Here is a 12,590-nt window from a genome sequence, read left to right as displayed (position 1 = left end):
AGCGTCGACTGCTCCGCTCAGCCGATGACGGGGTCGAGCAGCGGATGCAGGTGCCGTGTGCCCAGCACGGATGCCGCCGCGCGTGAGCCCGCAGCGAGGGCGTCCGGAACGCAGGCCCCCGAGAGCCGGGCATCGAGGACGCCGGCCAGGAACGCGTCGCCCGCGCCATTGGTGTCGACGACATCGACCGGCACGGCTGCGACACGGTGTTCGGTGCCGTCTGCGTCGATCGCGACCGCCCCGTCGGCGCCCAGGGTGCACACGGCGAGCGAGGCGCCGCCAGCGACGCATGACCGGAGGAAGCGCACCGGATCGGCCAGACGGTCGGCGTTGCAGAACACGGCCTGCGCTGCAGCGAGGAAGGGCCGGTGGAACTCGGATTCGCCGTCGTAGTCGTGCACGTCGACCCAGATCGGGCGCCCGGTCGCGACGGCCGCGGGGAGGAGTCGCAGCGGCTCGGCCGCGAGGTCGAGCACGATCACCTCAGCGCCGCTCATCGCGGTGTGCAGAGCTGAGTCATCTCTCCCGTCCGTCGCCGAGGGGGACGCGAGATACAGCGAGACTCGCTTGCCCTCGCGGGTCATGAGGTTCAGATGGCGCTCGGTGGCGTCGCCCGTTCCCCACCGCGCACGCACACCGGCATGTGCGAGCGCATCGCGCACGCGGTGTCCCGGTTCATCCGCCGCGGTGAGGGCGTACAGCAGAGCGGAGCGCCCGAGCGAGGCGAGCGTGAGGGCCTTCCCCGCGCTCGTGCCGCCGACGGTCTCCCAGGTCTCCTCGGCGAACTGCATGTGCGGCACCGGCTCAGGCAATCGATCGAGCACGACGATCGAGTTCCACGATGCCGGTCCGGCTATGAAGACGGTGGCGGTCATGAGTACATCCTGCCGTCCGAGACCGCGGTTCAGCCGATCCGCTTGATGAGGGAGTCCAACCCCATGCCGTAGTCGATCCGCACGACGGGCAGGGCGAGCTTGTCCGTGCCGATCTCGACATACCCGGGCTCGATGGTCCGCGCCATCTCGAACCCGGCCTGAGCGACGCCCTGCTTCGACGTGTCGTCGAAGTGACCGAACGGATACGCGATCACCTCGCGCACCCCGAGCACGTCGGCGGATGCGTTCAGATCGGCGGCGATCTCGTCCGCCGTCCAGTTCACCATTCGGCCCTTGCCGTTGTCGCCGGCCTGATGCATGTCGTGCGTGTGAGATCTGCGAAGGACGTACATCGACGGCGCGGGGTCCTGGCGGTCGGCGGTGATCATGAACGAGGTCGACAGCAGCCCGTGCGCATCGATCACCGGAACCGCGAGGTCGAACCAACTCTGGTCGGCGTCGTCGTCGGTGATGATCACCGAACGAGCAGGCAGCGACAGTCGACCGTCGATGAACGCGCTGAGCTCATCCCAGGTCGGCAGGTAGAAGCCCGTCGTCGCGATGTGGTTCATCTGCGCCTCGAAGTCGCCGATGTACGCGTAGTTGCCGCGGAGCCAGCCGGTCTCGCCCTCGGGGTTCGAAGTGAACTGGTGGTACATCAGGATCGGCACCTGCACGTCCGCCGCGGCATTCGCCTCGGGCGTCGTCCACGCCGCGAAGAGCTCGATCTGCTGATCGACGCACACGACGGGGTCGGCTCCGTTGATCCGCGCGGCGACCGTGCCCCCGGCGGCATCCGCTGCGGTCGAGTACCAGCCGGCGAACACCCGACCGTCCTGCGCCGGTATCGGAAGCGCCACGTACAGTGCATCCTGCCGCTGCAGCATCGGTTCCTGCGGCGCACCGTCGCCGATGAAGCTCACCGCGCACGCGAGCGGGTCGCCGGCATCCGCGACGAGCTGCTGCGCGGGTGTCAGCGGACGCTCGATGGCGTCGCCGCCCGCTCGCGGCACGAGCACCTCGGGCACTCGGGTCGACCATGAGAAGGCCGCGATTGCACCGCCGACGACGATGACGACGGCGCTGACGATCACTACGACGCCGATACGGCGTCGCTTCCCCCCGGAAGCCATGATCTAGATGTCGAATCCGTCGGCGATCATCTCGACAAGCTCCTCGCGCTCCTCGACGGGCAGAAAGGCTCCGGCCGCCGCGTTGAACTGGAAGGTCTCGAGATCGTCGAGATCGTACTCGAACGCCTCGACCAGGAGCGACAGCTCCCGGGTGAGCGAGGTCGCGCTCATGGTGCGGTTGTCGACGTTGACCGTCACGGCGAAGCCGAGCTGGTAGAGCAGGTCGAAGGGATGGTCGGCGAGCGTGTTGCCCCACGACGCGATCGCGCCGGTCTGCAGGTTCGAGGACGGGGACAGCTCGAGCGGGATCTCTCGGTCTCGCACCCAGCGGGCGAGGTCACCGAACTGGACCTGCACCTCGTCGCCCTCCTGCGTGATGACCTGCAGGTCCTCGGCGATGCGCACGCCGTGGCCGAGTCGCAGCGCTCGCCCGTCGATGAGCGCCGAGCGGATCGAGTCCGGCCCGGCAGCCTCCCCCGCGTGGACGGTCACGGGGAAGAAGTTCTCCGCGAGGTAGTCGAAGGCGACGCGATGGTTTGACGCCGGGAATCCGTCCTCGGGACCGGCGATATCGAAGCCGACGACCCCGCGTCCGCGGAAGCCGACGGCGAGCTCGGCGATCTCGCGCGAGCGGTCTGTGTGGCGCATGGCGGTGATCAGCTGACCGACGCGGATGCTGTGGCCGTCGCGATCCGCGGCGTCCTCACCCTCCTCGATCCCCTGCTGCACAGCCTCGACGGTCTGCTCGAGGGTGAGCCCACGCGTGAGATGCTGCTCGGGCGCCCAGCGCACCTCGCCGTAGATCACGCCGTCGTGCGCGAGATCCTGCACGAACTCGCGAGCGACACGGGTCAGGCCCTCCTGCGTCTGCATCACAGCCGTGGTCAGATCGAAGGTCTTGAGGTACTCCACCAGCGACCCCGAGTCGCCCTGCTTCGCGATCCACCTGCCGAGAGCGGCCGGCTTCGATTCGGGAACCTCGAGCCCGATCACATCCGCCAGCTCGATGATCGTCGAGGGTCGCACCGCGCCGTCGAGATGGTCGTGCAGCGACACCTTGGGAAGGCTGCGCAGGGATGCCCCCTGGATGGTGACATCGCCGTTCGCGTCGATCGACATGGGGATTCCTCTCGGTCGCGGATTCGCTCTGTTCAGGCTAGCGGTCGGCGGATCAGGCCGTGATGCGCTCCCGCACGATCGGCCCTGCGGCCGGAGCCTCGTCGCCGATCGCCCAGGACCCCTCGAGCGCCTCGAGAGCGCGGGGGAACCGAGCCTCGTCGGCTGCCGAGAGCGTGAACAAGGGCTGTCCGGCCGCTACTCGATCACCGGGCTTGGCGTGCAGGTCGATCCCGGCCTCGAAGATCACCGGGTCCTCAGCCCGCGCACGCCCCGCACCGAGACGCCACGCCGCGATGCCGAACGGCAGCGCGTCCATCTGCGACACCACGCCGTCGCGGGGAGCCGTGACCACATGGGTCTCGCGGGCCGTGGGCAGCGGTGCGTCGGGGTCGCCGCCCTGAGCGCGGATCATGGCCTTCCACCCGTCCATCGCGCGTCCGTCGTCGAGAGCGGCCTCCACGTCGGCATCCGGCTGTCCTGCGAGCGAGAGCATCTCGCGCGCCAGGGCGATCGTCAGTTCGCGGACGTCGGCGGGTCCTCCTCCGGCGAGCACCTCGACGGACTCGCGAACCTCGTTCGCGTTGCCGATCGCGCGACCGAGCGGCACGTTCATGTCCGTGAGGAGGGCGGTGGTGGCGACGCCGGAGTCCGTGCCGAGTGCGACCATGGTGCGCGCGAGCTCGCGTGCCCGGTCGATGTCCTGCATGAACGCACCGGAGCCGAACTTCACGTCGAGCACGAGAGCGTCGGTGCCCTCGGCGATCTTCTTCGACATGATGCTCGAGGCGATCAGCGGGATCGCCTCGACGGTGCCGGTGACGTCGCGCAGCGCGTAGAGCTTCTTGTCGGCGGGCGCGAGGCCTGAGCCTGCCGCGCAGATCACGGCGCCCACATCGCCCTGCATCTGGGCGAACATCTCCTCGTTGCTGAGCGCGGCGCGCCAGCCGGGGATCGACTCGAGCTTGTCGAGCGTTCCGCCGGTGTGGCCGAGACCGCGACCGGAGAGCTGCGGGACCGCCACCCCGAAGACCGCGACGAGCGGAGCGAGCGGAAGAGTGATCTTGTCGCCGACGCCGCCCGTGGAGTGCTTGTCGACCGTCTTCTTGCCGAGGGTCGCGAAGCTCATCCGCTCCCCCGACGCGATCATCGCGTCGGTCAGCACGCGGATCTCGTCGCGCTCCATGCCGCGCTGGAAGATCGCCATCGCGAACGACGCCATCTGTGCGTCCGAGACGTAGCCGCGGGTGTAGGCGTCGACCATCCAGCGCAGCGCCTTCTCGGGCACCGCACCGCCGTCGCGCTTGGCACGGATCACATCGACGGCGTCGAAGGGCTCAACGCTCATCGGGCGTCCTCCAGGTCTCGGGGGCCGAAGGCGTCCGGCAGTACTTCGTCGATGGTCCGGATGCCGGAGACGGTCTCCAGCAGCATTCCGGGCATCGCGTGTTCGTAGAGCAGCTGACGGCAACGGCCGCACGGCATGATGGTCTGCCCGTCGTTGTTGACGCACACGAAGGCGACGAGCTGGCCGCCGCCCGACATGTGCAGGTCGCCCACCAGCGCGCACTCGGCGCACAGCGTCACCCCGTACGAGGCGTTCTCGACGTTGCAGCCGGCCACGATGCGGCCGTCGCCGACGAGCGCGGCGGCTCCGACGCGGTAGCGGGAGTACGGCGCATAGGCCTTGGTCATGGCGTCGGTCGCGACCTGACGGAGCTCGTCCCAGTCGATGTCTGTCATGTCTCTCCTAGGACTTGATGTACGGCTTGCCGCTGGCTGCCGGACCGCGGATCTGACCGGCGAAGCCGGCGACCGCGAGCAGCGTCACGACATACGGGAGCATCAGCATGAACTCGCCGGGGATGGGGGTCTTGAGGATCGACAGCAGGTTCTGCAGGTTCGTGGCGAAGCCGAACAGCAGCGCCGCGAGCGTCGCGCGGATCGGATCCCACCGGCCGAAGATCACCGCGGCGAGGGCGATGAAGCCGAGGCCGGCGGTCATGTCCTTGCCGAACTGCGGCACCGAGACCAGCGTGAAGTACGCTCCACCGATTCCGGCGATCGCGCCCGCGAGCAGCACATTCCAGAACCGGGTCGCATTGACCTTGATGCCGACCGTGTCCGCGGCCTGCGGGTGCTCGCCGACCGCACGGACGCGGAGTCCCCACTTGGTGCGGTAGAGCCCCCAGGCGACGATCGCGACGGTGATGAACATCAGGTACACGATGAAGGTCTGATTGAAGAGCACCGGGCCGATGATCGGGATGTCGCTCAGCAGCGGGATCTCGATGCGGCTGAAGCGCACCGGCGTGTTGAGTGCGGCCTCGTTCGGCGCGAGCAGTGCGCCGTAGAGGAATCCGGTGAGCCCACTGACGAGCACGTTGAGCACGACACCGACGATGACCTGCTCGACGAGGTACTTGATCGCGAATGCGGCCAGCACCGCGGCGACGAGCACGCCGCCCAGCATCGCTCCGAGGAGTCCGACGAACGGGCTGCCCGTGACGCTCGAGAGCAGAGCGGCCGCGAACGCTCCGAGCAGGAGCTGACCCTCGATCGCGACGTTGACCACACCCGCGCGCTCGCCGATGACGCCGCCGAGCGCGCCGAACACGAGCGGGACGGAGAGCGAGACGGCTCCGAAGAGCAGGCTGCTGACGGGCACGAGTCCACCCGCGCCCGCCCAGACGAGGAACCCGAAGACGGCGAGCACGCTGAACGCGATCACCAGCCAGATCGACGGCTTGCGATACGACCACGCCCGAAGGAACGCGAGCACCGACAGCAGCGCGAGGATCACGATCACGACCCAGCTGGTCGGCCCGGTCGGCAGAGCGATATCGGGCAGTGCGAATGGCGACGACGGGTCGTTCAGCCGGAAGCTGCTGGTGCCGCTGCGAGGCACGAGCAGGAAGAGGAGCGCCAGCAGCACCGTGGCTGCGGCGAGGACGATCGGCGCCTTCAGGTGCCGCTCGCGCACGGTGGCGAGCTGCACGGTTCCGTCGGCGGCTTCGCTCTGGACGAGGGAGGTCATGCGGTCACCGCCTTCTTCGCGGCTTTGGCTCTCGCCTTGGCCGCCTTCTCCGCGTCGGTCTTGGGAAGGAAGAACACCGTGCGCAGCAGCGGCGGCGCTGCGATGAACAGCACGACGAGCGACTGCACGACGAGCACGATGTCGACCGGGATGTCCTGAGCCTGCATCGAGAACGAGCCTGCCTTCAGTGCGCCGAACAGGATGCCGGCCGCGAACGTGCCCCAGGCGCGACTGCGGCCGAGCAGTGCGACCGTGATGGCGTCGAAGCCGATGCCGGCGTCGATCGTCTCGGTGATGCCGGTCGTGACGGCGCCCTGCACCTGGTTCATGCCCGCGAGACCGGCGAGACCACCGGCGAGGAGCATGGCGTAGACGTAGACGCGCTGGACGCTGATGCCTGCCGCACGCGCGGCGTGCGGGTTCTCGCCCACGGCGCGCATCCGCATGCCGAGGGAGGAGCGCTCGATCAGCCACCAGACGAACAGGGTCGCGATGATGACGATCACGAATCCGAGGTCGAGCAGAGGGAACTGCGGGCCGAGGAGCGAGGGGAACTGCGCGCTCTCAGGAGTGGCATAGCCGAGCGCCTGGTTCGTTCCGGGCTTCTGGAGCAGTCCGGGGGTGCGGATCATCCACAGCAGCAGGTAGTACGCCACATAGTTGAGCATGATCGTGAGGATGACCTCGTGGGCGCCCGTGCGTGCCTTCAGCAGACCGGCGATCGCCCCCCACAGCGCACCACCGGCGATGCCGGCGATCAGCGTCACGGGGATGTGCAGCCAGAACGGCAGGTCGAGCTGGAACGTGAGGAGTCCTGCCGCGGCGACGCCGATCAGCATCTGGCCGCGGGCACCGATGTTGAACAGACCGACGCGGAACGCGAGGGCGACACCGAGACCGGCGGCGATCAGCGGCGCGGCGAATCCGAGAGTATTGGTCAGCGGACGGATCTGAGCGGCGAAGTCCGCACCTCGTGCGTTGAAGATCGCTCCGCGGAACAGCGCCTCATAGCCGTTGTAGACGGCGTTCCATGCGGCGGCGATCGTGTCGGTCGGACGCGAGAAGAAGTACCCGGAGGCCTCGATCACGTCTTCGTTGGTGAAGGCGATGAGGATGCCGCCGACCACCAGCGCGAGGAAGATCGCGAGGATCGTCGTGACGGCGCTGCCGCGGAGCATCTCCTTGAGGATCACGTTGCCGCGCGGCGGCGGCGGGACGTCACCCGTGTCGCGCTGCGTCGTGGTCGTGTTCAGCGAGAGCTGGTCGCCGGACACGTCGCCCGCCGGTCCACTCCCCTGTGGCGTGATACCGCTCATGCGGCCACCTCTCCCTCGGCGGCGCCCGCCATCATCAGTCCCAGCGTCTCGCGCGGGGTGTCGCCGGGAACGATCCCGACGATGGTGCCTCTGTACATGACCGCGATGCGGTCGGCGAGAGCCGCGACCTCATCGAGCTCGGTCGAGACGACGACCACGGGGATTCCCGCATCCCTGGTCTCGATGATCCGCTTGTGGATGAACTCGATGGAGCCGACATCGACTCCGCGGGTCGGCTGCGCAGCCACGAGCAGCTTCAGCTCGCGACTCATCTCGCGGGCGATCACGACCTTCTGCTGGTTTCCGCCCGAGAGCGTGCCGGCCGGCGTGTGCGGTCCCTGGGTCCGGATGTCGTACTCGCTGATCCGCGCCCGGGCGAAGTCGTCGAGCGCGGCACGGCGGATGGTTCCACCACGGCTGAAGTCGGCGTCGCCCGTGCGGTCGAGGATCAGGTTCTCCGCCACCGAGAACCCGGCCACGAGCCCGTCCTCCGTGCGGTCCTCCGGAACGAAGCCGACACCGGCGTCGAGGATGCCCCGCACGCTCTTGCCGACCAGTTCCGCGCCGCCGAGGGTGATCGATCCCTCGACCCTCGCCGCGAGGCCGACGATGGCCTCGACCAGCTCGGTCTGACCGTTGCCCTGCACGCCGGCGACGGCGAGCACCTCGCCGGGTCGCACGGAGAAGTCAACGCCGTCGACGACGATCGCTCCCGCGGCGGTGAGCACCCGGAGCCCCGAGACCTCGAGGCCGCCTTCGCCGAGCCGCGGCGGATCCTTGTGCACCGTCAGCTCGACGGCGCGTCCGACCATGAGGGAGGCGAGCTCCGCGTTGGTCGCGGACGGCGACGCCTCGCCGACGATCTTGCCGAGGCGGACGATCGTGATGGTGTCGGCGACCTCGCGCACCTCGCGGAGCTTGTGGGTGATGAAGACGATGGCCGTGCCCTCGTCGCGGAGCTGACGCATGATGCCCATCAGCTCGTCGGTCTCCTGCGGCGTGAGCACGGCGGTGGGCTCGTCGAAGACCAGGACCTTCGCGTCGCGCGAGAGCGCCTTGATGATCTCGACCCGCTGCTGCACGCCGACGGGCAGGTCGCCCACGATCGCGTCGGGGTCGATGTCGAAGCCGAAGCGGGCGGCGACGGCGCGGACGTGCTCACGCGCCTTCGTGATGTCGAGGGTGCCGAGTCCCTTGGTCTGCTCGTGGCCGAGCATCACGTTCTCGGCGACCGTGAAGACGGGGACGAGCATGAAGTGCTGGTGCACCATTCCGATGCCGGCGTTCATGGCGTCGCCGGGGCCTCGGAACCGCTGGACGACGTCGTCCAGGAGGATCTCGCCCTCGTCGGCCTGATAGAGGCCGTAGAGCACGTTCATCAGGGTGGACTTGCCTGCGCCGTTCTCACCGAGCAGCGCATGGATCTGACCCGGTTCGACCACCAGGTCGATGTGGTCGTTGGCCACCAGGGTTCCGAACCGCTTGGTGATACCGCGAAGTTCGAGCTTCATATCTGCACCTTATCCAGAAGTGTCATCCAGAGGAGTCCGAAGAATCTCCGGCGCATCGCACGGGGATCACCCGGATGCACCGTGAACAGTCGTCATGGTCCGTCCACGGCGCGGGGCGAGTGGCCACGTGCACCACTCGCCCCGCGCTGGAACTCGATGAATTACGGGGAGTTCGGGGACTCCACCGTGATGTCGCCGGCGATGATCTGCTCCTGCAGAGCCGAGATCTCGTCGAGCAGTCCGTCGGGCAGGTCACCCTCGAAGGAACCGAAGCCCGAGAGCTTCACACCCTCGTTCTCGAGCGTGCCGACGTAGGGAGCCGGGTCGAAGTCGCCCTCGGACGCGGCGATCGTCGCATCCTCGACCGCGACGTCGATGGCCTTCATGATCGAGAAGAGGGTGACGTCCGCCACGCTCTCATCGGCGACGGCGAGGTCGCTGTCGACACCGACGAGGAGCGTGTCCTTGCCGCTGTCCGCGATAGCGGCCGCAGCGCTCTGGTAGATCGGTCCGCCGACGGGAAGGATGACGTCGACGCCCTGGTCGAGCACGCCCTGAGCGGTCTGCTTGGCCGTGTCGTTGGCGTCGAAGCCACCGGTGAACGAGCCCTTCTGCGTGGCGGTGTCCCAGCCGAAGACCTCGACGGCGCCCGACTTGTCCTCGTTGTACTTCTCGACACCGAGCTGGAAGCCGTCCATGAACACGGCGACCGACGGGATCTGCATTCCGCCGAAGGTGCCGACCTTGTTCACGCCGGACTCAGCCGACCAGCCGGCAGCGGCGTATCCGCCGAGGTAGGCGGCCTGAGCGGTGTCGAAGACGAGGGGCTTGATGTTCGGGGCATCGGTGGTGCCGTCGAAGTCGTTGTCCGCGTAGTCGTCGATGATCGCGTAGTTGATCTCGGGGTTCGCCAGCGCCGACTCGACGGTCGCGGCCGACAGCTTGAAGCCGACGGCGACGATGAGCGAGCAGCCTTCCGAGACGGCGGTCTCGAGGTTGGGCGCGTAGTCGTTGTCGTTGGCCGACTCGAACTCGAGCGGCTTGACGCCGAGCTCGTCAGCGGCACGGTCCATGCCCTCCTTGGCGGACTGGTTGAACGACTTGTCGTTCCAGCCGCCCGCGTCCGAGACGAGGCAGGGAAGGAAGTCGGACTCAGCCTCGCCGCCGCCGGTGCCGCCCGATTCGGTCGGAGCCTGGCCGCAGCCGGCGAGTGCGAAGACGACGCCAGCGGCGATGGTTGCGCCGAGCAGCTTCTTGGTGGTGGAGATGGTCAACTCATGCCTCCTGAACGGTGCCGCGGCCCTCGCGGATCGCTCAAAGTTACCTAGTGTTTCGACTTTTGTGCACGTGCGAGGGCGAGGCGCTGACGAATGGTTACAAACCTGAAACCAAGACAGCCGATGAGCGGCGACCCCTGCTCATCAGAGCACGTCGCCCCGTCCGGTCAGCTTCAGGGACTCCACCACGCCCTTCACGCGCTGCGCGTGCTGCACCGTCGTCACGAGCAGAGCGTCCGGTGTGTCGACCACGACGATGTCCTGCACGCCCACGAGGCTGATCACCCTCGATGTCTGACTGACCAGGATGCCGCTGGCCGCGTCGGAGAGCACCCTGGCGTTCGGGCCGAGCACGGCCAGATCGTTCTTGCGCCCGTTCGTGATGAGCTTGGTGAGGGAGGCGAAGTCCCCGACGTCGTCCCAGTCGAAGTGTCCTGGCACGACCGCGAGGCGTCCGCGACGTGCCGCCGGCTCGGCCACCGCATAGTCGATCGCGATCTTCTTCAGTCCCGGCCAGATGCGATCGACCGCAGACCCCCGACGATCGCGATCATCCCAGGCTTCGGCGAGTTCGATCAGGCCGGCGTGGAGTTCCGGCTCGTTGGCCGCGAGTTCGTCGAGGAGGACGCTCGCCTTCGCGATGAACATGCCCGCGTTCCAGAGGTAGCCGCGATCCGCGATGTACGCCTGAGCCGTGGCGAGGTCGGGCTTCTCCACGAAGCTCTCGACGAGGGCTGCCTCGCGCGCGCCGTCGACGACCAGCTCCGGCCCCTTCTTGATGTAGCCGAAGCCGACGGCCGGCTCGGTCGGCGAGATGCCGATCGTGCAGATGTACCCCTCGCGCGCGACCTCCACGGCGTCGCGCACGGCAAACTCGAACACCCGCGTGCCGCGGATCACATGGTCGGCGCTGAAGGATCCGATGATGACGTCGGGATCACGGCGGTGCAGGATCGCCGCGGCGAGGCCGATCGCAGCGGCGGACTCCCGCGGCTCGGACTCGAGGAAGACGTTCAGATCCGGTATTCCGGGCAGTTCGGCCTCTACCGCCGCCCGGTGAGCCCGGCCGGTGACGACGGCGATGCGATCGGCGCCGGCCAGTGGCTCGAGCCGGTCCCAGGTGTCCCGGAGCAGCGAGTGCCCCGAGCCGGTCAGGTCGTGCAGGAATTTCGGCGCGTCCGCGCGGGACAGAGGCCACAGCCTGCTGCCGATGCCGCCGGCGGGAATGACGGCGTAGAAGTCCTCGATAGGTTCGCTCACAGAGTCAGGGTATCCCGACGAAACCTCTCGACATCGAGACACTTAGGCTCGCCTTCGTCGCCCGCACCCGTCACACGGGAATAGGATGGTGTCCGATCGGCCGTGCCTGACGACAGCAGGCTCACGCTTGGAAGACGCATCGCACGCGACCGAGTCACATCGATCCAGGGAGGACGACCGTGTCCACAAGCGCTCGCTTGACACCGTCGATTTCGGAAACCACTTCCAAGACGCCGCGCGGCACCCTCTACCGGGGTCGCGAGGGCATGTGGTCGTGGGTGCTTCACCGCATCACCGGAGTCGCCATCTTCTTCTTCCTGTTGGTGCATGTGCTCGACACTGCACTCATCAGGGTGTCGCCCGAGGCCTACAACGCGGTCATCGGAACCTACAAGAACCCGATCATGGCCCTCGGCGAGGTCGTGCTGGTCGCAGGCATCGTGTTCCACGCGATGAACGGCCTCCGCATCATCGCCGTCGACTTCTGGTCGAAGGGCGCGAAGTACCAGCGTCAGCTGTTCTGGGGCGTGCTCCTCGTCTGGGGCATCATCATGGCCGGCTTCGTGCCGCGTCACCTGATGCTCGCGTTCGCCGGCTTCGGAGGAGGACACTGATGGCCGCTCAGACCGTCGCCGCGCCCATCCGCCGTCAGCGCGGCTTCAACCTCGAGAAGTGGGGCTGGGTGTTCATGCGCGCCTCGGGCGTCGTGCTCGTCGTGCTGATCTTCGGCCACCTCTTCATCAACCTGATGGTCGGCGAGGGCATCCATGCCCTCGACTTCGCGTTCATCGCGGGCAAGTTCGCCACGCCGTTCTGGCAGTGGTGGGACGTCCTGATGCTGTGGCTGGCACTGATCCACGGCGCCAACGGCATGCGCACGATCGTCAACGACTACGTGACGAACAACACCGCTCGCAAGGCGCTGACCTGGGCCCTCGGCCTGGCCGCGGCGCTGCTCATCATCCTCGGCACCCTGGTCGTCTTCACCTTCGACCCGTGCCTCGGCGTGACCGAGTCGAGCACACTGTGGGAACAGTGCCAGACGCTGGGCAAGTAGAAGAGAAG

The 12,590-nt window shown here is 67.8% G+C and carries 12 protein-coding genes; 2 read left to right on the top strand and 10 right to left on the bottom strand.

The window, feature by feature from the left end; translation table 11 throughout:
- Positions 1 to 17: 17 nt before the first annotated feature.
- The 10 genes from QRN21_RS12365 to QRN21_RS12320 all read right to left on the bottom strand — a co-directional run bounded on the left by QRN21_RS12365 (position 18) and on the right by QRN21_RS12320 (position 11,525).
- On the bottom strand, positions 18 to 875 hold the full coding sequence (locus QRN21_RS12365; protein ID WP_053097007.1) for a carbohydrate kinase family protein: 858 nt from the start codon (positions 873 to 875) through the stop codon (positions 18 to 20).
- A gap of 29 nt (positions 876 to 904) precedes the next feature.
- Positions 905 to 2,008 (bottom strand): polysaccharide deacetylase family protein, encoded by a 1,104-nt coding sequence (locus tag QRN21_RS12360; protein ID WP_285364248.1) that lies wholly within the window; start codon positions 2,006 to 2,008, stop codon positions 905 to 907.
- A 3-nt stretch (positions 2,009 to 2,011) separates the two neighbouring features.
- Positions 2,012 to 3,127, bottom strand: a complete 1,116-nt coding sequence (locus QRN21_RS12355) for an adenosine deaminase (protein WP_285364247.1) — start codon at positions 3,125 to 3,127, stop codon at positions 2,012 to 2,014.
- Positions 3,128 to 3,179: 52 nt separating this feature from the next.
- Positions 3,180 to 4,472, bottom strand: coding sequence for a thymidine phosphorylase (locus QRN21_RS12350; protein WP_056280056.1), 1,293 nt, complete (start codon positions 4,470 to 4,472; stop codon positions 3,180 to 3,182).
- Positions 4,469 to 4,867, bottom strand: a complete 399-nt coding sequence (locus QRN21_RS12345) for a cytidine deaminase (protein WP_042536471.1) — start codon at positions 4,865 to 4,867, stop codon at positions 4,469 to 4,471. The genes QRN21_RS12350 and QRN21_RS12345 overlap by 4 nt, the downstream gene beginning before the upstream one ends.
- Before the next feature lie 7 nt (positions 4,868 to 4,874).
- Positions 4,875 to 6,161 (bottom strand): ABC transporter permease, encoded by a 1,287-nt coding sequence (locus tag QRN21_RS12340; protein ID WP_056280054.1) that lies wholly within the window; start codon positions 6,159 to 6,161, stop codon positions 4,875 to 4,877.
- A complete protein-coding gene (locus tag QRN21_RS12335) occupies positions 6,158 to 7,477 on the bottom strand; it encodes an ABC transporter permease (protein ID WP_053097017.1) in 1,320 nt (439 codons plus the stop codon). Before QRN21_RS12335 ends, QRN21_RS12340 begins: the two co-directional genes overlap by 4 nt.
- Positions 7,474 to 8,988 carry an ABC transporter ATP-binding protein gene (locus QRN21_RS12330; RefSeq protein WP_053097019.1) on the bottom strand — a complete coding sequence of 505 codons (1,515 nt, stop codon included), beginning with the start codon at positions 8,986 to 8,988 and terminating at the stop codon, positions 7,474 to 7,476. Before QRN21_RS12330 ends, QRN21_RS12335 begins: the two co-directional genes overlap by 4 nt.
- A 161-nt stretch (positions 8,989 to 9,149) precedes the next feature.
- Complete coding sequence (locus tag QRN21_RS12325) at positions 9,150 to 10,262, bottom strand: BMP family lipoprotein (protein WP_053097021.1); 1,113 nt, start codon at positions 10,260 to 10,262, stop codon at positions 9,150 to 9,152.
- A gap of 147 nt (positions 10,263 to 10,409) precedes the next feature.
- Positions 10,410 to 11,525 (bottom strand): mannose-1-phosphate guanylyltransferase, encoded by a 1,116-nt coding sequence (locus tag QRN21_RS12320; RefSeq protein ID WP_053097023.1) that lies wholly within the window; start codon positions 11,523 to 11,525, stop codon positions 10,410 to 10,412.
- Between the two features lie 179 nt (positions 11,526 to 11,704).
- On the opposite strand from QRN21_RS12320, the gene sdhC reads away from it, so the two are divergent.
- Both sdhC and QRN21_RS12310 read left to right on the top strand, forming a co-directional pair.
- Entirely contained in the window at positions 11,705 to 12,139 is a 435-nt protein-coding gene (gene sdhC, locus QRN21_RS12315) for a succinate dehydrogenase, cytochrome b556 subunit (RefSeq protein WP_072591539.1), read from the top strand.
- Positions 12,139 to 12,582, top strand: a complete 444-nt coding sequence (locus QRN21_RS12310; protein ID WP_053097025.1) for a succinate dehydrogenase hydrophobic membrane anchor subunit — start codon at positions 12,139 to 12,141, stop codon at positions 12,580 to 12,582. The genes sdhC and QRN21_RS12310 overlap by 1 nt, the downstream gene beginning before the upstream one ends.
- Positions 12,583 to 12,590: the final 8 nt, after the last annotated feature.

This window comes from Microbacterium sp. LMC-P-041, assembly GCF_030209555.1.
GTDB lineage: Bacteria > Actinomycetota > Actinomycetes > Actinomycetales > Microbacteriaceae > Microbacterium.
The sequence above is the reverse complement of the archived record's forward strand: the minus strand, read 5'-3'. Positions and strand labels throughout refer to the sequence as shown.

Coding starts and splice junctions, on each gene's coding strand:
- QRN21_RS12340 (WP_056280054.1), bottom strand. CDS start 6,161: ATGACCTCCCTCGTCCAGAGCGAAGCCGCCGACGGAACCGTGCAGCTC.
- QRN21_RS12310 (WP_053097025.1), top strand. CDS start 12,139: ATGGCCGCTCAGACCGTCGCCGCGCCCATCCGCCGTCAGCGCGGCTTC.
- QRN21_RS12345 (WP_042536471.1), bottom strand. CDS start 4,867: ATGACAGACATCGACTGGGACGAGCTCCGTCAGGTCGCGACCGACGCC.
- QRN21_RS12365 (WP_053097007.1), bottom strand. CDS start 875: ATGACCGCCACCGTCTTCATAGCCGGACCGGCATCGTGGAACTCGATC.
- QRN21_RS12330 (WP_053097019.1), bottom strand. CDS start 8,988: ATGAAGCTCGAACTTCGCGGTATCACCAAGCGGTTCGGAACCCTGGTG.
- QRN21_RS12355 (WP_285364247.1), bottom strand. CDS start 3,127: ATGTCGATCGACGCGAACGGCGATGTCACCATCCAGGGGGCATCCCTG.
- QRN21_RS12360 (WP_285364248.1), bottom strand. CDS start 2,008: ATGGCTTCCGGGGGGAAGCGACGCCGTATCGGCGTCGTAGTGATCGTC.
- QRN21_RS12350 (WP_056280056.1), bottom strand. CDS start 4,472: ATGAGCGTTGAGCCCTTCGACGCCGTCGATGTGATCCGTGCCAAGCGC.
- QRN21_RS12335 (WP_053097017.1), bottom strand. CDS start 7,477: ATGAGCGGTATCACGCCACAGGGGAGTGGACCGGCGGGCGACGTGTCC.